This window comes from Sphingosinicella sp. (assembly GCF_041916975.1).
Taxonomy (GTDB): Bacteria; Pseudomonadota; Alphaproteobacteria; order Sphingomonadales; family Sphingomonadaceae; genus Sphingosinicella.
This window is the reverse complement of the sequence record NZ_JAYRYK010000001.1, coordinates 1,791,208-1,813,135: the sequence shown is the minus strand read 5'-3', so window position 1 is coordinate 1,813,135 and position 21,928 is coordinate 1,791,208. Positions and strand designations below refer to the sequence as shown.

Genomic DNA, 21,928 nt, shown 5'->3' with positions numbered 1-21,928 from the left:
AGCGTCAATAAGGGGACCGCGATAAAATCGTTTGCACCATATCACGCACCTGCATCTCACAATTGTCGAAGTGGATAGTGCCCAAGGCGATTGCCGCGGATCGCATTATAAAGCCATTCCGTGATGCTTCAGCATTCGAAAGCATCACCACATCTGCCCTTGGGAGATAACGAAGGAAATGGGATTTGCAATCAATTGCAAACTGACAAGATGCAGGACGAGTGGATTCGTGCAGCAGTAGCAGATCGATATCGTTGGCGTTTTTCTTTCCACAGAAAAAAGAACCGAATCCAAATACGGAGACGATTTCGTTCAAATCAGCCCGCATGCTTTGAAACGTTCTGTATCCCATTCATTGAGATAGAGCCAATAATCGCGATGGTTTAGCGCTGCCATAAAATCTCGAACGTCGAACAGGCCGATGGCTTCCTTTCGGCACTGAATTTTCAGTTCGCGAGTATATCCGCACCATTGTGAGTTGATGATGACGACGTCAACTTTTCCTACTTTTGATGTGGTTTCTATATACTGTGCCATTCCATATGAATAGCAGTCGCAGATGAAGACGATGAGGCTCTTTCCATCCTTTTTTTTAAGGTGGTAGAGGCCATCGCCCACGGCATCCAATGAAGCCACGCGGCTATGTGCGCGCATACGCTGCTCAAAAAACGGAAACCCCCCATAGTAACTGGGCCAAGGGAATGTGTCGCTATACGCTGGCACCACTAGCCTCCCTGATCAATTCAGCGAATGCTACGGGAAAGCGTGTTACGCCTTCATATGAAATCTCGTCTGCCACCCAGCGTTCGTAACTGCGTACATGTAGCTGAAAGGCGGCAACAACTGGATGGTCATTTGCCGAAAATGCGCCTGCATTGGCACGCAGTATCTCGTTGATGCGGCGGTTATTCGGAACAATTGTGCCTAACCTTTCAGAGAGCCATGCTGCATGGGCAGAGCCGCTATGCGGATTCCTTCGAGCGATTTCGGAGAACGGTCCGAAGCTGAGCCAAGCTTGATGGTTCTGTGCAAGCAGTGGCGCAATTTCATTGGCGACGGCTTGTCTGCTCGCGTTAGGCGTGAAAATTAGGCTCTGTTGAATGAATGCTTCATGATCTTCCTTAAATTTTTGAAGCATTTCGACCGTAAAACGCGCCTCGTTCTCTTTGCGATCGATCATTGCGTGATGGGTGGGGCACACGAGTATTAGATTATGATAATCGTCTCGTTGTTCCATCGATTGCTTGGGATCATGACGGTTCGAGCCGACTTTGTCTCCGCAGATGTGTGCCATTTCCCCTATTGTGTGTGAGGCAAACTCACCGGCCTCGCTCAGCGCTAAACGCTCGCGACATTCGGGGTATGAGCAAAGGCCCGCTGCATTCGCCCAAAGAAGTTTGATCGATTTTTGCGAAATTGCCATACAATATGTCCAAGGAGAAGTGGCGCATAAGCATTATAAAATCAAAAACTTATCATACCTGACATCGCAGAGCGAACATCGCCTCAAACCGGCACCGCTGTCTTGTAAACGATCGGCCGCAGCGCAAAACTCGTCGTCACCTGCGCCACCCCCTCGATGCGCGTAAGCCGTCGCAGCACGTCCTCGAAATCCGAGAGCGAAGGGACGAGGACGCGGAGCTGGTAGTCGGCCTCGCCGGTCATCAGGTAGCATTCCATCACCTCCGGGAAATCAGCGACGGCGGTTTCGAAGATGTCGAGGTGCTTTTCGTCCTGCTGGTTGAGGCGCACGCGCACGAAGGCGCTGATCGTGAGGCCGACCTGATCGGGGCTGACCAGCGCGACATAGCCGGTGATGATGCCGTCCGCCTCCAGCTGGCGCACGCGGCGCAGGCACGGGCTCGGCGACAGGCCGACCTTCTCCGAAAGCTCCTGATTGGTGATGCGGCCGTCTGCCTGCAGGCACTCAAGGATTTTGACATCGAGCGCGTCGAGCGGCTGGGTTGGCATAAAATTGCTTCCTGAAGGTTTCGGATAATCGTTTCTGCCAAAACGCCTGCTCTGTCGAGCCCATTTCGCAAGGACCGCGCGCAGGCAGGCGTAATATATGGACGGCTCGCACAAGCGGGGAGCAGACAGATGGCAGTGACGGTTTCCAGTCCCGATACGGTGAGCACGCTCGAAGACCTCGAGGCGCGGCTGCGCTGGCTTGCCGCGTGGACGATCCACAACGCCAATCACATCCGCGAGAACGTGGACGGGGTGAAGGTCGGCGGTCACCAGGCGAGCTGCGCCTCGATGAGCGCAATCATGGCGGCGCTCTATTTCCATGCGCTGGGACCGAACGACCGCGTGGCGGTGAAGCCGCACGCGGGGCCGCTGCTGCACGCGATCCACTACATGCTGGGGAACGAGAGCCTTGATAAGCTCAAGGCGTTCCGGGGGCTCGGCGGCGTGCAGTCCTACCCATCGCGCACCAAGGACGTGATCCCGGTGGATTTCTCGACGGGATCGGTGGGCCTCGGCGTCGCGATCACGGCGTTCGCCAGCCTCGTGCAGGACTACATGGTCGCGCACGGGCTGATGGCGGACGCGGACACCGGCCGCATGATCGCGCTGATGGGCGACGCGGAACTCGACGAGGGCAATATCTACGAGTGCCTGATCGAGGCCTACAAGCACGACATCCGCAATTGCTGGTGGATCGTGGACTACAACCGGCAGTCGCTGGACGCGACCACCGCCGATCGCATGTTCCGCCGCTTCGACGACATCTTCGAAACCTGCGGCTGGCGCGTCGTGACGTTGAAGCACGGGCGGCACCAGCGCGCGGCGTTCAAGGAACAGGGCGGGCAGGCGCTCGCGGACTGGATCGACAATTGCCCGAACGCGGACTACGCGGCGCTCACCTATCAGGGCGGCGCGGCGTGGCGCGCGCGGCTGGAGGCGGACATCGGCGGCGTGCGCGGCGTGAAGGCGCTGCTCGCCAAGCGCGACGATGCGGCGCTCGCGGAACTGATGACCAACCTCGGCGGGCATTGCCTCGAATCGCTGACGGAGGCGTTCGAGGGCGCGAAGGACGATCGGCCGACACTGTTCATCGCCTACACGATCAAGGGCTTCGGCCTGCCGCTCGCCGGGCACAAGGACAATCACGCCGGGCTGATGACGCCGGGGCAGGTGAGCGAGCTGCGCACCGGCCTCGGTATCGCGGAAGGCGAGGAGTGGGAGCCGTGGGCGGGGCTCGGCAGCAATGCCGCCGCCGCCGCGAAGGCGATGGCGGAGGCCGCGCCGATCCGGCTGAAGAAGGAATACCGGCCGGTCGATTCGATTGCCGTGCCGACGCTGGAGGCGCCGCGCGATGCCGAGCAATCGACGCAGGCGGCGTTCGGCAAAATCCTGTTCGAGCTGGCGAAGTCCGGGCATCCGCTCGCCGCGCGGATCGTGACGACCTCGCCGGACGTGACGGTGTCGACGAACCTCGGCGGCTGGGTGAACCAGCGCGGGCTGTTCCGGCGGCAGGACCTGACGGACGTGTTCCAGAAGGCGAAGATTCCCTCGGCGCAGAAATGGTCCGGCGCGCCCGCGGGTCAGCACATCGAACTCGGCATTGCGGAGAACAATCTGTTCGTGATGCTCGCGGCGCTGGGGCTGGCGGGCGATCTCTTCGGCGAGCAGTTGATGCCGGTCGGCACCGTGTACGATCCGTTCATTGCGCGCGGACTCGATGCTTTGAACTACGCCTGCTATCAGGATGCGCGCTTCATGCTGGTGGCGACGCCGTCGGGCGTGACGCTCGGGCCGGAAGGCGGCGCGCACCAGTCGATCAACCCGCCGCTGATCGCGATGGGGCAGCCGGGACTCACGCACTACGAACCCGCGTTCGCGGACGAACTCGCGCTGATGATGGAGCACGGCTTCCGCCATATGCAGGCGGCGGACGGCGGATCGATCTACCTCCGCCTCACCACGCGCAGCATCCTGCAGGCGCGGCGCGAGGATGATGCGTGGCAGGCGGATGCGCTGAAGGGCGCCTACTGGCTGCGCAAGCCCGCAGAGGGCAGCGAGGCGGCGGTCGTCGCGATGGGCGCGGTGATGCCTGAGGCGATCGCGGCGTGGGAACTGCTGGAGGCGGACCTGCCCGGTCTCGGCCTCCTCGCCGTCACCTCGCCGACGCTGCTCCACCGCGACTGGAGCGCCGCGCGCGCCGCGCGCTGGCAGGGCCGGGCGCGGGAGACGTCGCACATCGAAACGCTGCTCGGCGCGCTGGCACCCGGCGCGGGGCTGGTGACGGTGCTCGACGGGTCTCCGGCGGCGCTGTCGTGGCTCGGCGGCGTCCTCGGCCACCGCGTCAGCCCGCTCGGCACCGACCGCTTCGGACAGACCGGCAACCTCCCCGATCTCTACCGCGCGTATCGCCTCGATGCCGATGCGATCGTGGAGGCTGCGGCGGAGCTTTTCCTTTAGGCCGGATCACTGATGCCGTGGCGCCCGGTTTCGATGCGGCCCGCGAAGCGCTGCTCGAAGCCGGGGGCGCTGACGGTGAGATCGTACCAGCCCTGGCTGTCCTTCGCGGGCCAGATGTGGCTGGCTTTCAGCGTTTCCGTGCGCGTGCCGTAATGCTCGCTGCGAACTTCCGCATTGCCGCGTGACGTGAGTTTGAGCGCCGGACCCTTGCGGTCGTAACGGGCCGTCACGATGGGCGGCGTGTCGTTTTTGGCGAGCGAGCCCTTGATCGCGCGCACGAAACCGTTGGGGCCGATCAGCCAGAGATCGAATGTTCCATCCTGTTCCACAGCCCAGTCGTCGGAAAGGCGCTTGCCGGCTTCCACCGTGTAGCGACGCGGAATGCGGTCGAGGTTCAGCTTGTCGTAGACGTGGAACACCGCGCCCGCCGTGCCGGTGTTCGCGAAATCGATGGTGACGGCGCGGCGCTTCGCATCGACGCGCATGTCGGCGTGAAGCTCATAAGGCAGCGCGCGCGAGGGGCGCGTGCCCGCCTCCTGCCAGAGCGGTTGCGGGGTTTCCGGCGGCATGATCTTCGGGCGCTGCATGTGCGCGAGGACGACGCCCGACGCGCCCGTCACCGGCGGCAGCGGCGGGAAGCTCGGGTCCGACGGCGCGGCGAAATCGAACGCGGAGGTAAGATCGCCGCTCACCGCGCGGTGCCACGGGCTGATCGCGGGGATCGTGATGTCGAAACGCTTTTCGAGGAACTGGCCGATCGAGGTGTGGTCCATCACCTCGGACGAAACCCAGCCGCCGCGGCTCCACGGCGAGACGACGTACATCGGCACGCGCGGCCCCATCGCCCACGGGCGGACCTTGCCGCTGATGTCGTCGGTGGGATCGGTGTATTTGCCGGCGGTATCGTTGAAATAATGTCCGGCGATCGGCATCGTCGTCTTGCCGCAGAGATTCCCCTCCACATCGTAGGACGGCGGCGCGGCGGGCGGCACGTGATCGAACTGGCCGTCGTTCTCGTCGAAGGTGAGGAAGAAGGCAGTCTTCGCCCAGACTTCGGGATTCGATGTCAGCGCATCGAGGACCATCGCAGTGAATTCAGCGCCCTGCAGCGGCGTCGATGCGCTCGGGTGCTCGGACCATTCCTTGGGCGGCAGCACCCACGAGACGGCGGGGAGCGTGCCGTTCTTCACATCGTCCGCAAGCTGGAGCAGCGTGTATTCGCTCATGCCGCGCTTGTAGAGTTCGGAACCCGGCTTCGCCTCGCGGAAGCTTTGCGAGCCGAGGCAGCCGTGCATCGCGCCCGTCCAGTTGTCGTTCGGATCCTGATAGATGCGCCAATCGATGCCGGCATCCTGCAGCACGTCGGGGATCGTCGGCCAGGTGAGCGGATTGCCCTGATAGGTGTAGCCCGGCGACGGGAGCGCGCCCTTCACCCAGCAGCGGAGATTGTTCGGCTCCGAATTCACATCGGTGCAATTCTCGCCCTTCGCGACCGCTTGCGGATCGAAGCTGGAGCCGGTCCAGAACACGATGCGGTTCGGGTCGGTGCCTGATGTCACCGAGCAGTGATAGGCGTCGCAGATCGTGAAATTCTCGGCGAGCGCGAACTGGAAGGGAATGTCCTCGCGCCGGTAATAGCCCATCGAATAGGGGTTCTTGTAGCGCGGCCATTCGCCGAAGCGGCCCTGGCTCCACGCGGCCTGCGCGTCCGAGAAACTGTGCGGCGTGCCGGGCACCTTGAGCGCGTCGGTGGTCTTCGTGTCGAGGTGGTAGGGCGGAAGCTCGCGCTTGCCGTCCGATTGCTGCCAGACGGTGCGGTCGCCGCGCATCGGGATCGGGTGACGATCGCCGAAGCCGCGCACGCCGCGCATCGTTCCGAAATAATGATCGAACGAGCGGTTCTCCTGCATCAGGATGACGATGTGCTGCACGTCCTTGATCGTGCCCGTGACGCGCGCGGGGGCGATCGCCATAGCGCGCGCGATGCTGGCCGGAAGCGCGGAGAGCGCGGCGCCGGCTGCGGCGGTGCGGAGGAAATTGCGGCGGCTGGTGTCGGTCATCGTGCGCCTTTCATTTGAGGGGTTAGAGCGCCGCGCGGCGCAGGTGCGCGGCCGCCCGGTCGAGGAGGAAAACCACGAGAAAAATGACAACGAGGATCGTGCCGACATGGCCGTAGTCGTACATGTCGTAGCGCCCCTTGAGTTCCTGCCCGATGCCGCCCGCGCCGACGATACCGATGACGGTCGCCATGCGCATGTTGCGATCAAGCACATAGAGCGCGGCGGCGATGAAGCGCGGCATCGCCTGCGGCAGCACGGCCCAGCGAAGCTGCGCGAGCATGGTGGCGCCGCCCGCCGCGAGCGCCTCCTGCGGGCGCGCATCCAGACCCTCCATGTCCTCGCCATAGACCTTGCCGAGATAGCCCGCGCCGTAAAAGGCGAGCGCGAGGATACCCGCGATCGGCCCGAAGCCGTAGGCGATGACGAGGAACAGCGCGCTGATCATCTCGGGGATCGAGCGCAGCAGGCTGATCGCCGCGCCCGCGACGCCGCGCAGCGCGGGCGAATGCGTGATGTTGCGCGCTGCGCCGAGCGCGAGCGGAAAGCCGACGAGGATCGCGATCACCGTGCCCCACAGTGCGATCTCGAGCGTTTCCAGCATCTTCGCGGCGACGTGGACGAGATAGCCCACAGGCTCGACGAGAACCGTGGTGCGTTCGGTGTGCGGCTCCATCTCAAGCGTATCGGGATTGAGCGCCTGCGTCGTGGTTTCCGCAGTTTCGATGCGTGCGAACGGGGGCAGATGCCGGGGATCGAAATTCTCGATCCGGCTCACTTCTGTGCGCGTGGAGATTTGCAGTGGAAAGAGCTTACCCGCGACCGCGCCGAAGCCGTCGGCGACTTCCGATTCCGGCACGATGCCGACCGCGGCAAGCGCGGCCTCGCCGGTCATCGAAATCATGCGTCCCATTTCGACGCGCTGGCCGGTGATCCAGAGCAATGCGAACGCCATGATGACGATGGCGACCGTGCGGGTTCCGAACGGGGCCGGATAAGTCCAGGCGGCGGTGCTCATGCCGCGAGCCCTCCGCTGGCGATGGGGACCGGCCCCGCCTCTCCGTAGATCGCGCGGATCGCGTTGCGGTCGAGTTCGGCGGGGGTGCCGTCGAAGACCAGCCGCCCGTGACGCAGTGCGACGATGCGGTCCGCGAAGGTGCGCGCGAGTTCGATCTGGTGGAGACTGCACAGCACGGTCGCGCCGCGCACACGCGCCTGATCGCGGATGAGCGCGAGAATATCGCTGCTGATGCGCGGATCGAGGCTGGCGACGGGTTCGTCGGCAAGCACGATGGCGGGGTCCAGCATGAACGCGCGCGCGATGCCGACGCGTTGCTGCTGCCCGCCCGAAAGACTGTCCGCCCGGCGGCTCATGTGCGCGGGGTCGAGGCCGACGGAAGCCGCGAGCATACACGCCTTCGTCTTCAGTGCGTCCGGGAAGAGACCGGCGAGCACGCGCGCCGGGCCGAGCGCGGGGAGTGCGCCGGTCATGATGTTCGCCGCGACGCTGAGGCGGCCGACGAGATTGAAGCTCTGATGGATCATGCCGATGCGGCGACGGATGGGCTTCATCGTGCGCGGCGTGAGATCGCGGCCTTCGATGATGACGCGGCCCTCGGTTGGCTCGGCGAGGCGGTTCGCCATGCGCAGCAGCGTCGACTTGCCCGCGCCCGATGGGCCGAGCAGCACGCAGAACTGGCCGCGCGGAACATCGAGCGAGATATCATCGAGCGCGCGCGTGCCGTCCGGGTAGCGCTTGCCGATCTTGCGGAAGCTGATCGCGGGCGCGTCCATTCTCAGCGGTTCGCCGATTTGGTGAGGATACGGCTTTTGAGATCATCGTTGACGAGCGCCATGCGCGATGCGGCGACGTTGAACTTCGATGCCGGGAATTTCACGTCGTAGCCGTCAATGCGTTTGCCGCCGTAGCCGCGGATCATCTCGGGCGTCATGCCCGGTGCGTGCGCGATGTCGGCGAAGGCGGCGCGGAGCTTCGCCTGCAGCTTCGGCGCCATGCGGCTGTTCACCGCGATCGGCGGATAGGGAATCGGGCTGCTCTTCGCGATCACCCGGAATTTCTTCGGATCGACCGCGCCCTGCCGCACGGCCTTCTCATAGGAATCGAAAGAGAGTGCGGCGGCGTCGACGCGGCCTTGAACGAGCGCAGCGAGGCTGTTGACGTGGCTGCCCGCCATGCGAATCTCGCCGAGATCGCGGACGGGATCGAGCCCAGCCTCGATGACCATCGCCATCGGGAACACGAAGGACGAGGCGGAATTCACGTCGCCGAACGCGACGCGCTTGCCGCGCAGATCCTTCACGCTTTTGAACGGCGCGTCCTTCCGTGCGAAGAAGCCCGCGTAATAGACGGACTGGCCGTTTTCCACGCCGACCGCGAGCAGCTTAGCGCAGCCGCGCTTCTGCGCCTGCAGGTAAGTGACCGGCCCCATGAAGGCGACATCGGCGCGGCCGCCGCACATCGCCTCGACGACGGCGCCGTAACTCTGCGCGACCTTGAGATCGAAGCGCACCCCGGTGCTGCGCGTGATCGCGTTGAACACCGGCTGATAGTCCGCGATCGTGCCGCTTTCGGTGCCGCCGTCGGCCGGGATGAGCACGACCGTGAGCGGCTTCACCGCCGTCTGCGCGAGTGCGGGCGATGCGATGCCGATGAGGGTCGCGAGTGTCGCCGTCAGCCAGTGTCTCATTCGAGTCTCCATCGGGTCTTTGAAAACGGAGTCCCTAGAATTCGCGTATGACAGGTGTGTGATGCGGGCCCGCGCTGACCCGGGGAAGCGGGCCCGCATCCTCCCATCAGAACGTCGTGCTGTAGGAGACGTAGACGCTGCGCGGTTTGCCCTCGAACGGATAGCCGTAGTAATATCCGGGGCTGCTCGTCGTCATTTCGCCGCGGACGAAGGCTTCGCTGAAGCGCATGTTGCCGTAGCCGTAGCGCTCCGCATAATATTTATCGAAGACGTTGACGACGCGGACCGTGAAGCGGTGGTCGCGCTCCTCGCCGAGCCAGAGGCCGAGCGAGGCGTTCATCACGAAGTAGTTGCCGAAATTGTGCCGAAGCGCATTGCCGACGCCGCCGGTCGCGTATTCCGGTCCCTGATAGCGCGGGTAGAGCGTGATGTGGAAGCGTTGGTCCTGGCTGTGCCATGCCGCCGTGCCCTGGATCATGTATTCGGGCGTCTCGTTGATCTGCAGCGTGGTGCCGTCGAGCCGCGCCTGCTGCTTGGTGTAGCTGACGTTTGCCGTCCAGCTCTGGCCGAGCGCGAGATTGAGTTCGGCGGTGAGGCCGCGAATTTCGGTGACGCGGTCGTTGTTGAAATAGGTGTTCGGCGTGAGGCCGGAAGTGGTCTGGATGCGGTTGGTGATATCGGTGGTGAACCAGCCGAGTTCGGCGCTCACCTGCAGGTTGCCGAAGGCGTGGCTGTAGCCGGCGGCGGCATTGTAAGTTTTCGTTTCTTCGGTCTTGAGATCGGGGTTGCCGACGAGCGTGGGGCTTTCGTTGAAGAGTTCGGTGTTGCGCGGCGTGCTGTAGGACGTGCCGCCGTTGGCGCGGAGGTAGAAATCGCCGATCGGCTGGCGCACACCGAATTTCCAGATCGTTTTCGAGCTGAATGCCTTCGCGAAATCGATACGCGCGGCGAGCGAGATCTTCGTATCGGGGCTGAACGGGATCGTCGGGCGCAGGTCTGCGTAGAGGCCGGTGATCGTGGTGGAGGCGTCGCCGACCGGGAACACCGGATCGGAGTCGTTCTTGTAGGAGACGACCTGCACGCCGCCTACGACCTCGACGATATCCTTCAGCGTCAGTGTGTTGCGGAAATTGAGGCCGAGCTCGCGGAAGCCGCCGACCTTGGACGCATCGCCGAAACCCTTGTTGGCATAGGGGATCGAGCGGCCGGTCGCCTTGCCGAACGCCACCGGCGTGCGCGTGTCGGGATTGATGCAGCCCGTGGGGATACGGCAGATCTCGGCGTAGGTTTCGGTGTTGTTGAGCTTGGGATTGCTCCAGTAACCGGTAAGTTCGGTGTAGAGCGCGTCGGACCAGCGGCGATCGAGCGAGAAATCGACGATCGGGTAGCGCACGCGGTTCGGCGAATAGGTTTCGTTGTCGGGGAACGGATCGTGGAATTCGATCTGCGTATACTGGCCGTTCAGGCGGAATTCGGTTTTGTCGTCGATCTTCCAGAGATACTTGATGCCGATATTGCTGCGGTTGAGCGGATAGTCCTGGACACCGCCCGCCGCCGCGACGTTATCCACATAGGAATCGGGATGGAAAATGCGCGGGCCGTCGGTCTGCACGGTGCCGCCGTAGACCATGATGCTGTGGCGGCCTTCGGAATCGATCGGGAAGGAGGCGTTGCCCCAGATCTCGCGCGTGTTGAACGATCCGTAGTTGGCGCCGAGCTCGAACTTCTTGGTGCCGTCCGGCTTCTTGGTGACGAGGCTGATGACGCCGATGCCGCCGTTCGATCCGAAGAACAGGCTGTTGCCGCCGCGGAACACCTCGGCGCGCTCGATCATGTGCGGGTCGATCGTGGTCGAGCCCCAGATGTCTTCGAGCGCCGGGCCGCGGTCGTAAAGCGGTACGCCGTCGAGCACGACGAGCGTGTCGCGATCGCCGCCGCCGTCGAGGCGGATCGTGTATTCGCCCTCGTCGGGCGAATAGCCGATGTTGGCACCCTTGATGAGGAACTGCGCGAGTTCGGCGAAGTTGGTGGCGCCGCTCATCGCGATCTGTTCGGAAGTGACGATCTGCACTGAGTTGCCGAATTCGATGACGCCCGCGGCGAGCTCGCTCGGCTGTTCGAGCTGACGGCCGGTGACGACGATCATCTCGGCATTGTCGGCAGCGTCGCCCGGATCAGCGGCAGCCATGTCCGCTGCGGCAAGCGCAGGCAGCGCGCAGCCGGTAAGGACGAGGCCAAGGAGGGCGGCACGGGAGAGGGTGGGCGTCACGGAAGAATCCCCTTGTTGAAGCGCGTTGACGCGCGCCTCGGCCCGTGAGCGGTGAGGGGTTTCCCCCCCATCCGATTCGCGAGACCCCAGCGGCGCTCGCCACGGCCATAGGGATCGCTGATGACAGCTTTGTGAAAAATACTCATTTAAAGAATGAATAAAAATTGAGCCATAATTTTCAGAGGGTGCTTTGCTTGACGCTGCCGCTCGGCTGAGCTTTCCTCAGTCGCGGGGATGGAATCGTTGCAGGCGAAGGGTGTTCAATGACGCAGGGCGGTGTGCGGGATCAGATGCCGGTGGAAAATGCGCTGGCGCGAATCCGCATTGCGCGGCCCACCATGCCCAAGGGCGCCGGGCGAATTGCCGACTTCGTGCTTGCCGAGCCCGAACGTGTGGTGCGCATGTCGGTGACCGAGCTTTCGGAGGCGACGGGCGCCAGCGAAGGCAGTGTCATCAATTTCTGCCGCAGCCTTGGCCTCACGGGATTCCAGCACCTGAAGCTGAGCCTCGCGCAGGAGATCGTGCGCCCGGTGCAGTTCATCCACGAGGATCTGGAGAAGGACGACGATCTCGAGACCGTGTGCCGCAAGGTTTTCCATTCCGGTATCCAGGCGCTGCGCGACACGCATTCGGTGCTCGATCCGCAGGCGCTCGGGCAGGCGGTGGCGGCGATGCGCGCGGCGAAGCGGATCGAGATCTACGGCATCGGCTCTTCGGCGCCGATCGCCGAGGATGCGCACTACCGGATGCTGCGAATCGGCCTCGACGCGCGTGCGATGACGGACAGCCATATCCAGGCGATCAGCGCCTCGCGCACCGGGCCAGACGTGGCGGTGCTGACGATCTCGCACACGGGTGCGACGCACGAAACGCTCACGGCAACACGTCTTGCTCACGAGGCGGGTGCGAAAACCGTCGTGATCACCAACTATGCGCGCTCGCCTATCCAGAGCCACGCGGACATCCTGCTTTACACGATGGCGCGCGAAACACGCTTCCGCACCGAAGCGATGGCGAGCCGCATCGCGCAGCTGTGCGTGATCGACGCGCTGATCGCCGCGCTCGCGCTCGCCGACTACGACCGCGCGACGGATACGCTGCGGCGGACGTTCGACATTCTCGCGATCAAGCGGTTCTGAGGCTCGCCGCTACCGATTCGAGCGTGCGCCCCGCTGCGCCGCCGATGGTGACGCAGGGCATGCCGACCGCGGCCGCGCCGGCGACGTCCGTGTCCGGATTGTCGCCGATCATCAGCGCGTCTTCGGGCGGGATATCAAGAAGGGCGCACGCGCGCATGAAGAGGCGCGGGGAGGGCTTGCCGACGATCTGGTAATCGAGCGGTCGCTTGCCTGTCGCCGCGAGCAGAGCCGCGAGGAGGGCGCCGGTTTCCGGCACGACCTCGCCGCCGGGGCCGGGGTGATTGAGATCGGCGTTCGAGACCAGCAGCGCGGCGCCGCGCAGGATCGCGTTCGCGGCACGTTCGAGCTGGCGAAAGGTGAAGCGTGTGTCGCGCAGCAGCACGACGACCTCCGGCGCCTCGCGCGCCACGCTGATGCCGAGCGCGCGGGCGGCGGCGCGCAGGCGCGGATCGCCGAGGATCATCGCGCGGCGCCATGAACTCTCGGCGGCGATGCGGATCGTCTCGTAGCCGGCAAGGAGGATGCGATCCGCGGGAATGGCGAGACCGGCGTCTTCAAGGATGCGGGCGATCTGGTGGGGGAGATGCGTGCTGTTGTTCGAGACGATGACGACGCGGCCCTGCCAGGAAGACAATAGAGACGCTGCGCCGGGCTGGAGGCGGTTGCCGATCGCGAGGCAGCCGTCCCAGTCGACGAGCAGGGCGCGGGGACGCAGGGGGGCTTCGCCGAAACCGAGGCTGGCATCGCAGCGGACAGGGGCGCGGCGGACGCCCAGGCTTGCAACTGACACTCCGCCGGTCTCCCCGCCGTTTCTGATCTCTTATACTCAATATACGAACGATATATAAATGAGCAAGTTTCAATTTTGAGAATAACGCGGGCGGCTGGGGGTGTTATCGACAAATTCGATCTGGCTGATTGAAATTATGCCCGAAAGGAAAAGCGGCACTGGGCGTATGTTGTTTCCCGGACAGTGTGAGCGTTGACGTCCGATTCTTCAAAAACGGGGAGGTTTTCATGAAGAAGAGGTTGCTCGCAGGTGCCTTGTCATCTGCCGTGGTCCTGTTTTGCGGCGCTGCAACATTTGCCGCCAATCCCATGACATTCGCCGATCTGGTGAAACAACTTCAGGCCGAAAAGCCCAAGTTTGCAAAACGACAGCAGGACTTGCTCTCAGCGCGCTACGATCTTGCCAACCGTCCCGCAGCCGGTGTCACCATGTCGGGCGGCAAGCCCGTGCAGGCGGGCGTGCGCGTGAAGCTGCCGGCCGGCACGACGTGGGATCAGCTCGCGGCCATGTCTCCGGACGAAGTTCGCGACAAGGCGCTGTGGCCCGAGGGCTTCTATCCGCTGCCGCACCCGCACCACGAAGCGGGCGGCATGATCTTTCCCAAGCACGTGATCGACCGGACGAAGAAGGATGCCGGGCGCGACATTTCGCGCTTCGACCTCGATTTCGACCTGCCCGAACACATGCTCGCGGAATTCCCCGCGCCGATCTATCTGACGACGCGGCCCGACCTAGGCGATGTGTCGCGCGGGCAACTCGTGACGACGCAGAACTACTACGATCTGTTCAAGGATGCGCTCAATCCCAAGCAGCTCGATGGCCTGCGCCTCTTGGTGACACCGTTCCCGCAGCAGCAGTTCAACAACACCGACGATCGCCGGAGCCTGGAGCCGAGCCTCGGCGTTTCCTGCTTCGATTGCCATGCGAACGGCCACACCAACAATGCGACGCATACCGTTGGCGACATAAGGCCCAACGAATTCCGCCACCGCATCGACACGCCCTCGCTACGCGGCGTGAACATCCAGCGGCTGTTCGGATCACAGCGCGCGCTGAAGACGGTGGAGGACTTCACGGAGTTCGAACAGCGCGCGGCCTATTTCGACGGTGATCCGACGACCGCGGCCAAGAAAGGTGTGAACACGCTCAATCGCGCCGATCAGGTGCACGCCATGGCGGAGTTCCAGGAGCTTCTGGACTTTCCGCCGGCGCCCAAGCTCACTGTGCTCGGCAAGCTCGATCCCGCGAAAGCGACGGCGGCAGAGCTTCGCGGCGAGGCGCTGTTCAACGGCAAGGGGCAATGTTCGGTGTGTCATTCCGGCCCGTATTTCACGGACAATCTGATGCACAATCTGAAGACCGAACGCTTCTTCAAGCCGAAGATGATCAACGGGCGCTACGCGGCGATGGACGGGCCGATCAAGACCTTCCCGCTGCGCGGCATCAAGGATTCACCGCCCTATCTGCACGACAACCGGCTGATGACGCTCGACGACACGGTCGAGTTCTTCAACATCGTGCTGCAGACGAAACTGACAGCGGACGAAAAGAAGGATCTGGTTGCGTTTCTCTACACGCTGTGAGGCATGAGGGGCGTTCCGGTGTGCGACCGGAGCGCCCCGCTTTCAACGCGGCTTGCGGATGTCGCCCGGTTTCAGCGATTTGACGAGCGGCACGTAAGCGCGGCAGGCGATGGTTTCGAGCCAGCCCATGCGATGCCGCCACGGCTTGTCGTGGCCCGCGAACATCGTAGTGCCCTTAAGCGAGGCGGAAATGAACAGGGCGACCGTTTCGCGCTCGTCTTCGGGCAGCGACGGGTTGAGTTCCGCGATCAGTTCGTTGAGCACGGCGCGGGCGCGGCGATAGACCTCGTCGACCCGCTCGGACACGAACGGATCGTGATTGGCGAGCGCCCAGATTTCCGGGAAGAAGCGCGTCGTCTTCTTGGTGGTGATGTCCTCCAGGATCAGCCTGATCAGGCTTTCGAAGCGCTCCTCCACGCTGGTGCCTTCGTCGTGGCTGATCGCATCGAACGCTTCCTCGTAGCTGCTGATGACGGCATCGAACAGCGCGCGGACGAGTTCGTCGCGCGTTGGAAAATAGTAGGTGATGTTGCCGAGCTTCATGTCGCAGGCCTTGGCGATCGCGCGCATCGTCACGGCGCGGTAGCCCTGCTCGACAAGGATGGTGAGTGCCGCGCGCAGGATCTGCTCCACGCCGTCCTGCCCGCGCGCGTAACCGCCCTCGCGGGGGACAACTTTCAGGTCCGGAACAATGAACTCAGGCAACACGGAACTCCTTCGACTCTCGCCGGAGCGTCTAGAGCAACCTGCGCGATTCCGTAATCGCGCAGGTTGCTCTATCTCTTTTGCCCGCATCGCTTTTGCGGAAAACCGGTTCCCGCTTTTCCGCGCGATGCTCTAGCGCGCTGATTTTGCACCGACAAATTAGTACGCTTGACAAAAATTGGACACAAGACCTAAATCATTTTCGCGCTTTAGGGAAGTGCGACTCGTCGAAGGGCGATGCGAGGGAGGGGTTTCATGTCACGACGCGCCGGGCTTCTGGCCGCCACGCTGCTGCTTGCCGCAGGCAATGTCGCCACGAGCAATGCACAGACACAGCAGTCCTTTCCGCAGCCGCTACCCGAGGAGCCGATTCCGGCGGTCGCGACGCTGCCCGAACGCTATCCCGACAGCTATGTTTTCGTGCACGACCTGCACTTCAAGAGCATCCTCGACGGGCGCGCCGCCATCGTCGACGTGTCGAGCCCCGTTTCCTCGGTGAAAGGGCAGGTTCCGGTCGCGCAGTTCGGCACGCTGCTGCCGTCGACGACCGGCAGCGAGATTTACACGGGCGAGACCTTCTTCTCGCGCCTGACGCGCGGCGAGCGCACCGATGTGATCTCGATCTGGGACAAGGCGACACTGGCGCCGAAAGGTGAGATCGTGCTGCCGGGCGGCAAGCGCGGCATGTTTGTGACGCTGAAGAACGCCATGCAGTTCACGAACGGCGAGAAGTGGATGCTCGTCTTCAACTTCACGCCGGGCGCATCCGTCACGGTCGTCGATCTTGAAGCGCGGAAGATCCTCGGCGACATCGATCTGCCGGGCTGTTCACTGATGTATCCCACCGGCGCGCGCGGATTCTCCTCGCTGTGTGCGGACGGCACGATGATGACCGTGCTGCTCGACGAGACGGGCAAACCGAAATCGACGACGGCGACCAAGGCCGTGAACGACATCGACAATGATCCCTGGTTCATGATGCCGGCGATGGCGGGCCGGACGGCGTGGTTCGTCAGCTTCAAGGGCAAGCTGCGCGGCTTCGATCTTTCCGGAGACAAGCCGCGTGATCTCGGCGGATTCGCGATGGTGCCGGGCGATGCCGCGAAGGGATATCGCCCCGGCGGCTGGCAGGTGACGTCCGCCGACGCGGCGGGGCACGTCTACGTGCTGATGGACCCGAACGGCACGGACGGTAGCCACAAGAACGGCGGCACCGAGGTCTGGGTCGCGGATACCGCGAAGAAGGCCGTCGCGCGCAAGGTCGCGATGAAGAACCACACGCTTTCGATCGAGGTGACGGCGGGGGCGAAACCCTATCTCGTCGCATCGCGACCGGACGGCAATCTCGACGTCTACGACGCGAACAGCGGCGAATTCCTGCACACGGTCGCAGAGGTCGTCCACGACCCGATGACCATGACGGCGGCGGGCAAATGAGCTTCGCTGGCGACAGCATCGCGCTGTTCCTGGCGCTCGTGCTGCTGTCGGCGGCCGCGCACAAGGCGTTCCAGGCCGACCGCCTTGCGGGTGCGGCGGCGCGACTTGCAGGCGTGAACGCCGGTTTCGGCAGGGTGCTCGCCGCGACGGCGGGTGCGGTGGAGCTGCTTGCGGCGATCGCACTGCTGTTCGCCGCGACGCGGCCGGCAGGTGCCGCCATCGCCGCGGGGCTCTGGCTTGTCTACGCCGTGCTGCTTGTGCGGCGGCGCGGTGAGGCGTTCGATTGCGGTTGCACTTTCGGCGCGCATGCCGCGGCTCCCCGGGTCTTTGCTCCGGCGCGCGCCATCTTTTTCGCCGCTCTCGCGCTCGCCGCTGCGTTTCTACCGGCGGGCGCATGGTCGCCCGAACCATTGTTCGCGGCGCTTGCGCTTTTCAGCCTGCAGTCCGCCGCCGGTGAACTGGCGGCCATCCCTCAACCTCATTGGAGGCACGCATGAGCCTGATCGTCGTCTCGCAGGTGCTGCTCTGGATCACCGTTGCCGTGCTGGGCGTGCTCATCGCGGCGCTGGCGCGGCAGGTGGGCGTTCTCCACGAACGGATCGCGCCTGCGGGCGCGCTGACGCTGCATCAGGGCGTGAAGGTCGGTGACGCCGCCCCGGAAATGCATGTGAAGTCGCTGAGCGGCAATGCTGTCGTGATCGGCGGCGCGCGGGGCCGTAGCCAGCTGGTCTTCTTCCTTTCGCCGGACTGCCCGATCTGCAAGACGCTGCTGCCGGTGTTCAAGTCGGCTGCCGCTGCCGAGCGCGGCTGGCTCGACGCGATCCTGGCGAGCGACGGGGATGAAGCTGCGCACCGGCGCCTGATGATGGCCGAAGGGCTGGCGGGCTTCCCCTACGTCCTCTCCGAGGATCTCGGGCGCCGCTTCGGCGTGTCGAAGCTGCCGTACGCCGTGCTGATCGGCGAGGATGGCAAGATCGCCTCGCTCGGCCTCGTCAACACGCGCGAGCATCTCGAAAGCCTGTTCGAAGCCAAGGAGCGCGGCGTCGCCTCGCTCCAGGACTTTCTTGCGAAACGATAGGGGGACGCAGCCATGGCCATCGACAAGATCACCGAAGCGCTCACCCGCCGGGTAGCCAAAACCACCTCGCGCCGTAGCCTGTTGACGCTGATCGGCGGTGCGATCACCGGCGCCGCGGCGTTCCCCGTGCTGCCCGTGTCGCGCGCCTATGCCGCGGCGAACCCTGCGCACGGCGGCGCCGGCGGCGGCATCGCGCCGCAGCCGACGCGCAATCCGCAGGATCCGGGCGATCAGGCGAGCTGCGACTACTGGCGCTACTGTGCGATCGACGGATTCCTCTGCTCATGCTGCGGCGGCACGGCGAGCACCTGCCCGCCGGGCACGGAGATGTCGCCGATCACGTGGATCGGCACCTGCCTCAACCCGGCGGACAATCGCTCCTACATCATCAGCTACAACGACTGCTGCGGCAAATCCTCGTGCGGGCGGTGCCTGTGCAACCGCAACGAGGGCGACCGGCCGATGGTGCGGCCTCAGGAGAACAACGACATCAACTGGTGCCTCGGCACGTCGAGCGCGATCTACAACTGCTCGACCGCGGTTATCCTCGGCGTGGCACTGGAGAAATGACGATGCTGCGTATCGCGGCCGCGATGCTGCTGATGGCGTTGCCTGCGGCGGCCGAGGCCGCGGACGGCCCGGCGCTCTACAAGCGCTGCGCGGCGTGCCATCTCGCGACCGGCGCGGGTGTGCCGGGCGCGTTCCCTTCGCTGAAGGTGGAACCCGCGGCGCTCGCGGCCAAGCCGGACGGGCGGCGCTTCCTGGTGCTGGCGCTGACGCGCGGCCTCTCCGGGCCGATCGTTGTCGACGGCAAGACCTATCGCGGCGTGATGCCTGCGCAGCCGATGAAGGACGACGAGGTTGCAGCGGTTCTGAACCACGTGCTCGACACGATCGCTGCGGCCGACAAGAAGGTCACGCGCTTCAGTGCCGATGAGGTGGGCGGTATCCGCAAGGGCGGCGCGGCGCTGACCCCGCGGCAGGTTGCCGAACTGAAGGCCGCGATCAAGTGATACTGCGCGGCATCCTCGCGCTTGCCGCTCTCGCCGGCGTCGCCGGTGCGGGACTGGCTGCGCAGGGTGTCACCCGCGAGACCGGCGTTTCCAATCCGGCGCTCGCGCGGCAGAACTGGATCCTGAAATGCCAGGGCTGCCACCGGCCGGATGCGACCGGCAGCGCCGAGACGACGCCCGCGATGGCGGGGGTGGTGGCGAAGTTCCTGCAGGTGCCGGGCGGGCGCGAATATCTGGGACGCGTTCCGGGAGTCGCGACCGCGCCGATCAGCGACACGGAACTCGCGGACCTTCTGAACTGGACGCTTTACCGCTTCGACAACGCGCATGTTCCGGCGGATTTCAAACCCTATACGGCAAGCGAGATCGGCAAGCTGCGCAAGGCGCCGCTCCGCACCGAAGCGCCTGCCGTGCGGGCGGAACTGGTCGAAAAGATCAATGCTCTTGCGGAGGGCGGCGACACATAATTCGGGGAAACAAAAGGGGAAGGTTTGACTATGAAGATTTCAGGACGCGCGGCACTGTCCGCCACCATCTTGCCGGCTCTGCTTGCAGGCACCGCCGGAATTGCGCACGCGCAGGAAAATACCGAGGCGGCGCCTGCCGATACGGAAATCGTCATCACCGCGACGAAGCGGGCCGAGCGGCTTCAGGACGTGCCGATCTCGGTCTCCGCGATCGGCGGCGACCAGCTTTCGAAATCGCGCGTGACGAACGCCGACGATCTCGTCACCAAGGTTGCGAACCTGCAGCTGACCAGCATCGTCGGCGACAACACGCCCATCTTCGCGCTGCGCGGCGTTTCGATGTCGGACTACAGCCTCAATCAGTCGAGCCCGGTCGCGACCTACTACGACGAAGTCTACAAGGGGAATTTCGCGTTCCTCGGCGTTGCGATGTACGATCTTGAACGCGTCGAGGTGCTGCGCGGCCCGCAGGGCACGCTCTATGGCAAGAACACCACGGGCGGTGCCGTGAACCTCATCAGCCGCGCGCCGGAACTCGGCGAGACGAGCGGCTATCTCAATCTCGGCTACGGCAATTACAACCGCATGGATGCGAGCGGTGCCATCAATATGCCCATGGGCGACAAGGCCGCGGCGCGCGTCGCTTTCACCTTCGCGCGCGCGGACGGCTGGTTCAAGAACCAGCTGCCGGGCGAGCCCGACCTTGCGAGCGTTCGCGAATATGCGGTTCGCGCTTCCGTGCTGCTGGAGCCTTCGGACGGGGTGCGGTTCGTGCTGCGCGGTTCGACGAGCTATCAGAACCCGCGCAACTACGGCATCTACGCGCAGCCTGAAGCCGTGAACCGGCCCGGCCTCGGCAAGCGCGAGATCGAAGCGAACGTTACCGAACGTCGCCGCGCGCGCACGTATTCGCTCGCGCTGACCGGCAATATCGACGTTTCGGATACGCTTACCGTCACAAGCATCACCTCTTGGGACAAGGGCAAGCTCTCGTTCTATGAAGATACCGACGGGACGGCGACCGAGCTCCTTGAAATTCCCTATTATGACAAGGCGAAACAGTTCGCGCAGGATTTGCGGCTGACGAGCGACACGGGTGGTCCGTTCGATTTCATCCTCGGTGCCTATTACAATCGCGAAAAGGTGTTCAACAGCACGACCTTCGAAATCGCCAAGGATGTCGATTCAGACGGCGTGCCCGGCGTGACGGATGCGGACTGCGCGATCGGCCTTCCGCTCGGCTGTTTGTTCGCGAACAGCTTCAACCAGGTGAAGAAGAGCTTCGCGCTCTACACCGACATGAACTACGACATCACCGACTCGATCACGCTGCGCGGCGGCCTGCGCTACACGCACGACACGGGACGGCAGACCGATTTCGAATCGAATGCGCTCGGCCCGAATGGCGTGCTGGTAGTAAACCTGATCCCGCCATCGAACCTGAAATACAGCACCGACAATATCTCCGGGAAGATCGGCTTCGATTACAAACTTGCAGACGGTAATCTTCTGTATGCGCATTACAGCCGGGGGTACCGCGCGAGCAGTTTCAACGCTCAGGCATTCTTCGATCCATCCGAGCTTTCGATCGCGAAACCGGAAAAAGTGAATGCATACGAGATCGGTGCCAAAACACAGTTCGCGGGGCGCACAGTTACGCTCAACCTCGCGGCCTTCTATTATGATTATCGCAATCAGCAGTTCATCAACGTCGATCCTGTAACCGCAGCGCAGACGCTGCTGAACATCGATAAATCGCGGATCATGGGCGGCGAGGCTGAACTCAGCGTTCGCGCGAACGACATGCTCAGTCTCCGTGCCGGCGTCGGTCTTCTCGATTCCAAGATCAAGAAGGGCACGGTGAGCGGTGTCGACGTATCGGGCAATGAACTGTCGAATGCGCCGTCGCTGACCTTCAACGGCGGCGTGGATGTGACAGCCATGGATTCGGATAGCGGCAAGCTGAGCCTTCACGGCGACGTGAGCTATTCGTCGAGCCAGTATTTCGAAGTGCTGAACGTGCCGCGGTTGCAGCAGGGCAGCTACGCGATCCTTGGCGCACACATCGACTACGAGACCGCGGACGGACGCTGGAACGCGTCGATCTGGGGCAAGAACCTTGGCAACAAGTTCTATTTCACCTCGCGCGTCGATCTGCTCGCCGGCTTCGGTTTCGATTATAATCACATCTCCGCACCGCGCACCTACGGCGTGACTGTGGGTTACAAGTTCTAAAGACGACGATACTGGGGAA

21 protein-coding genes are annotated in these 21,928 nt (G+C 63.7%); 10 read left to right on the top strand and 11 right to left on the bottom strand.

Annotated features, from left to right (window positions below; translation table 11 throughout):
* Positions 1–4: 4 nt before the first annotated feature.
* From ACE3TJ_RS08495 to ACE3TJ_RS08480, 4 genes are all read right to left on the bottom strand, one after another.
* Positions 5–316 carry a hypothetical protein gene (locus ACE3TJ_RS08495; protein ID WP_374595678.1) on the bottom strand — a complete coding sequence of 104 codons (312 nt, stop codon included), beginning with the start codon at positions 314–316 and terminating at the stop codon, positions 5–7.
* Positions 313–654, bottom strand: a complete 342-nt coding sequence (locus ACE3TJ_RS08490; protein ID WP_374595677.1) for a hypothetical protein — start codon at positions 652–654, stop codon at positions 313–315. Before ACE3TJ_RS08490 ends, ACE3TJ_RS08495 begins: the two co-directional genes overlap by 4 nt.
* Before the next feature lie 55 nt (positions 655–709).
* Positions 710–1,423 (bottom strand): HNH endonuclease, encoded by a 714-nt coding sequence (locus tag ACE3TJ_RS08485; RefSeq protein ID WP_374595676.1) that lies wholly within the window; start codon positions 1,421–1,423, stop codon positions 710–712.
* Between the two features lie 83 nt (positions 1,424–1,506).
* Positions 1,507–1,971 carry an Lrp/AsnC family transcriptional regulator gene (locus ACE3TJ_RS08480; RefSeq protein WP_374595675.1) on the bottom strand — a complete coding sequence of 155 codons (465 nt, stop codon included), beginning with the start codon at positions 1,969–1,971 and terminating at the stop codon, positions 1,507–1,509.
* 129 nt (positions 1,972–2,100) lie between these two features.
* Here ACE3TJ_RS08480 and ACE3TJ_RS08475 point away from each other — a divergent pair, with 129 nt between their 5' ends.
* Complete coding sequence (locus tag ACE3TJ_RS08475; RefSeq protein WP_374595674.1) at positions 2,101–4,428, top strand: transketolase; 2,328 nt, start codon at positions 2,101–2,103, stop codon at positions 4,426–4,428.
* Here ACE3TJ_RS08475 and ACE3TJ_RS08470 read toward each other — a convergent pair.
* The 5 genes from ACE3TJ_RS08470 to ACE3TJ_RS08450 all read right to left on the bottom strand — a co-directional run bounded on the left by ACE3TJ_RS08470 (position 4,425) and on the right by ACE3TJ_RS08450 (position 11,462).
* Positions 4,425–6,488 (bottom strand): phosphocholine-specific phospholipase C, encoded by a 2,064-nt coding sequence (locus ACE3TJ_RS08470; RefSeq protein ID WP_374595673.1) that lies wholly within the window; start codon positions 6,486–6,488, stop codon positions 4,425–4,427. The genes ACE3TJ_RS08475 and ACE3TJ_RS08470 overlap by 4 nt on opposite strands.
* A gap of 22 nt (positions 6,489–6,510) precedes the next feature.
* A complete protein-coding gene (gene phnE / locus ACE3TJ_RS08465; protein ID WP_374595672.1) occupies positions 6,511–7,503 on the bottom strand; it encodes a phosphonate ABC transporter, permease protein PhnE in 993 nt (330 codons plus the stop codon).
* Positions 7,500–8,279 carry a phosphonate ABC transporter ATP-binding protein gene (locus tag ACE3TJ_RS08460; RefSeq protein WP_374595671.1) on the bottom strand — a complete coding sequence of 260 codons (780 nt, stop codon included), beginning with the start codon at positions 8,277–8,279 and terminating at the stop codon, positions 7,500–7,502. The genes phnE and ACE3TJ_RS08460 overlap by 4 nt, the downstream gene beginning before the upstream one ends.
* A 2-nt stretch (positions 8,280–8,281) precedes the next feature.
* The gene (locus ACE3TJ_RS08455; RefSeq protein ID WP_374595670.1) at positions 8,282–9,193 is read right to left on the bottom strand and encodes a phosphate/phosphite/phosphonate ABC transporter substrate-binding protein; all 912 of its coding nucleotides are present in this window, start codon (positions 9,191–9,193) and stop codon (positions 8,282–8,284) included.
* A gap of 106 nt (positions 9,194–9,299) precedes the next feature.
* Positions 9,300–11,462 (bottom strand): TonB-dependent receptor plug domain-containing protein, encoded by a 2,163-nt coding sequence (locus tag ACE3TJ_RS08450; RefSeq protein ID WP_374595669.1) that lies wholly within the window; start codon positions 11,460–11,462, stop codon positions 9,300–9,302.
* Between the two features lie 263 nt (positions 11,463–11,725).
* Between ACE3TJ_RS08450 and ACE3TJ_RS08445 the strand changes: the two genes are divergently transcribed.
* Positions 11,726–12,601, top strand: a complete 876-nt coding sequence (locus ACE3TJ_RS08445; RefSeq protein ID WP_374595668.1) for a MurR/RpiR family transcriptional regulator — start codon at positions 11,726–11,728, stop codon at positions 12,599–12,601.
* On the opposite strand, the gene ACE3TJ_RS08440 is transcribed toward ACE3TJ_RS08445, so the two are convergent.
* Complete coding sequence (locus ACE3TJ_RS08440; protein ID WP_374595667.1) at positions 12,588–13,391, bottom strand: HAD-IIA family hydrolase; 804 nt, start codon at positions 13,389–13,391, stop codon at positions 12,588–12,590. The genes ACE3TJ_RS08445 and ACE3TJ_RS08440 overlap by 14 nt on opposite strands.
* A 227-nt stretch (positions 13,392–13,618) precedes the next feature.
* Between ACE3TJ_RS08440 and ACE3TJ_RS08435 the strand changes: the two genes are divergently transcribed.
* Entirely contained in the window at positions 13,619–14,974 is a 1,356-nt protein-coding gene (locus ACE3TJ_RS08435; RefSeq protein ID WP_374595666.1) for a cytochrome B6, read from the top strand.
* Between the two features lie 42 nt (positions 14,975–15,016).
* Here the strand turns inward: ACE3TJ_RS08435 and ACE3TJ_RS08430 are convergent, their stop codons facing one another.
* Entirely contained in the window at positions 15,017–15,679 is a 663-nt protein-coding gene (locus tag ACE3TJ_RS08430) for a TetR/AcrR family transcriptional regulator (RefSeq protein WP_374595665.1), read from the bottom strand.
* A gap of 255 nt (positions 15,680–15,934) precedes the next feature.
* On the opposite strand from ACE3TJ_RS08430, the gene ACE3TJ_RS08425 reads away from it, so the two are divergent.
* Genes ACE3TJ_RS08425 through ACE3TJ_RS08395 form a run of 7 tightly spaced genes read left to right on the top strand, consistent with a single transcriptional unit; the run spans position 15,935 to position 21,909 of the window.
* Positions 15,935–17,116 (top strand): amine dehydrogenase large subunit, encoded by a 1,182-nt coding sequence (locus tag ACE3TJ_RS08425; protein ID WP_374595664.1) that lies wholly within the window; start codon positions 15,935–15,937, stop codon positions 17,114–17,116.
* Entirely contained in the window at positions 17,113–17,613 is a 501-nt protein-coding gene (locus ACE3TJ_RS08420; protein WP_374595663.1) for a MauE/DoxX family redox-associated membrane protein, read from the top strand. The genes ACE3TJ_RS08425 and ACE3TJ_RS08420 overlap by 4 nt, the downstream gene beginning before the upstream one ends.
* Positions 17,610–18,194 carry a methylamine dehydrogenase accessory protein MauD gene (gene mauD, locus ACE3TJ_RS08415; protein WP_374595662.1) on the top strand — a complete coding sequence of 195 codons (585 nt, stop codon included), beginning with the start codon at positions 17,610–17,612 and terminating at the stop codon, positions 18,192–18,194. The genes ACE3TJ_RS08420 and mauD overlap by 4 nt, the downstream gene beginning before the upstream one ends.
* 12 nt (positions 18,195–18,206) lie before the next feature.
* Entirely contained in the window at positions 18,207–18,764 is a 558-nt protein-coding gene (locus tag ACE3TJ_RS08410) for a methylamine dehydrogenase light chain (protein WP_374595661.1), read from the top strand.
* A gap of 2 nt (positions 18,765–18,766) precedes the next feature.
* A complete protein-coding gene (locus ACE3TJ_RS08405) occupies positions 18,767–19,207 on the top strand; it encodes a cytochrome c (RefSeq protein WP_374595660.1) in 441 nt (146 codons plus the stop codon).
* Complete coding sequence (locus ACE3TJ_RS08400) at positions 19,204–19,674, top strand: cytochrome C (RefSeq protein ID WP_374595659.1); 471 nt, start codon at positions 19,204–19,206, stop codon at positions 19,672–19,674. The genes ACE3TJ_RS08405 and ACE3TJ_RS08400 overlap by 4 nt, the downstream gene beginning before the upstream one ends.
* Before the next feature lie 30 nt (positions 19,675–19,704).
* Positions 19,705–21,909, top strand: a complete 2,205-nt coding sequence (locus ACE3TJ_RS08395; RefSeq protein ID WP_374595658.1) for a TonB-dependent receptor — start codon at positions 19,705–19,707, stop codon at positions 21,907–21,909.
* Positions 21,910–21,928 lie beyond the last annotated feature (19 nt).

Bases quoted from the DNA above. Each gene is read 5' to 3' on its own strand.
- ACE3TJ_RS08490 (WP_374595677.1), bottom strand. From the start codon at position 654: ATGCGCGCACATAGCCGCGTGGCTTCATTGGATGCCGTGGGCGATGGC.
- ACE3TJ_RS08485 (WP_374595676.1), bottom strand. From the start codon at position 1,423: ATGGCAATTTCGCAAAAATCGATCAAACTTCTTTGGGCGAATGCAGCG.
- ACE3TJ_RS08480 (WP_374595675.1), bottom strand. From the start codon at position 1,971: ATGCCAACCCAGCCGCTCGACGCGCTCGATGTCAAAATCCTTGAGTGC.
- ACE3TJ_RS08475 (WP_374595674.1), top strand. From the start codon at position 2,101: ATGGCAGTGACGGTTTCCAGTCCCGATACGGTGAGCACGCTCGAAGAC.
- ACE3TJ_RS08470 (WP_374595673.1), bottom strand. From the start codon at position 6,488: ATGACCGACACCAGCCGCCGCAATTTCCTCCGCACCGCCGCAGCCGGC.
- phnE (WP_374595672.1), bottom strand. From the start codon at position 7,503: ATGAGCACCGCCGCCTGGACTTATCCGGCCCCGTTCGGAACCCGCACG.
- ACE3TJ_RS08460 (WP_374595671.1), bottom strand. From the start codon at position 8,279: ATGGACGCGCCCGCGATCAGCTTCCGCAAGATCGGCAAGCGCTACCCG.
- ACE3TJ_RS08455 (WP_374595670.1), bottom strand. From the start codon at position 9,193: ATGAGACACTGGCTGACGGCGACACTCGCGACCCTCATCGGCATCGCA.
- ACE3TJ_RS08445 (WP_374595668.1), top strand. From the start codon at position 11,726: ATGACGCAGGGCGGTGTGCGGGATCAGATGCCGGTGGAAAATGCGCTG.
- ACE3TJ_RS08435 (WP_374595666.1), top strand. From the start codon at position 13,619: ATGAAGAAGAGGTTGCTCGCAGGTGCCTTGTCATCTGCCGTGGTCCTG.
- ACE3TJ_RS08425 (WP_374595664.1), top strand. From the start codon at position 15,935: ATGTCACGACGCGCCGGGCTTCTGGCCGCCACGCTGCTGCTTGCCGCA.
- ACE3TJ_RS08420 (WP_374595663.1), top strand. From the start codon at position 17,113: ATGAGCTTCGCTGGCGACAGCATCGCGCTGTTCCTGGCGCTCGTGCTG.
- mauD (WP_374595662.1), top strand. From the start codon at position 17,610: ATGAGCCTGATCGTCGTCTCGCAGGTGCTGCTCTGGATCACCGTTGCC.
- ACE3TJ_RS08410 (WP_374595661.1), top strand. From the start codon at position 18,207: ATGGCCATCGACAAGATCACCGAAGCGCTCACCCGCCGGGTAGCCAAA.
- ACE3TJ_RS08405 (WP_374595660.1), top strand. From the start codon at position 18,767: ATGCTGCGTATCGCGGCCGCGATGCTGCTGATGGCGTTGCCTGCGGCG.
- ACE3TJ_RS08395 (WP_374595658.1), top strand. From the start codon at position 19,705: ATGAAGATTTCAGGACGCGCGGCACTGTCCGCCACCATCTTGCCGGCT.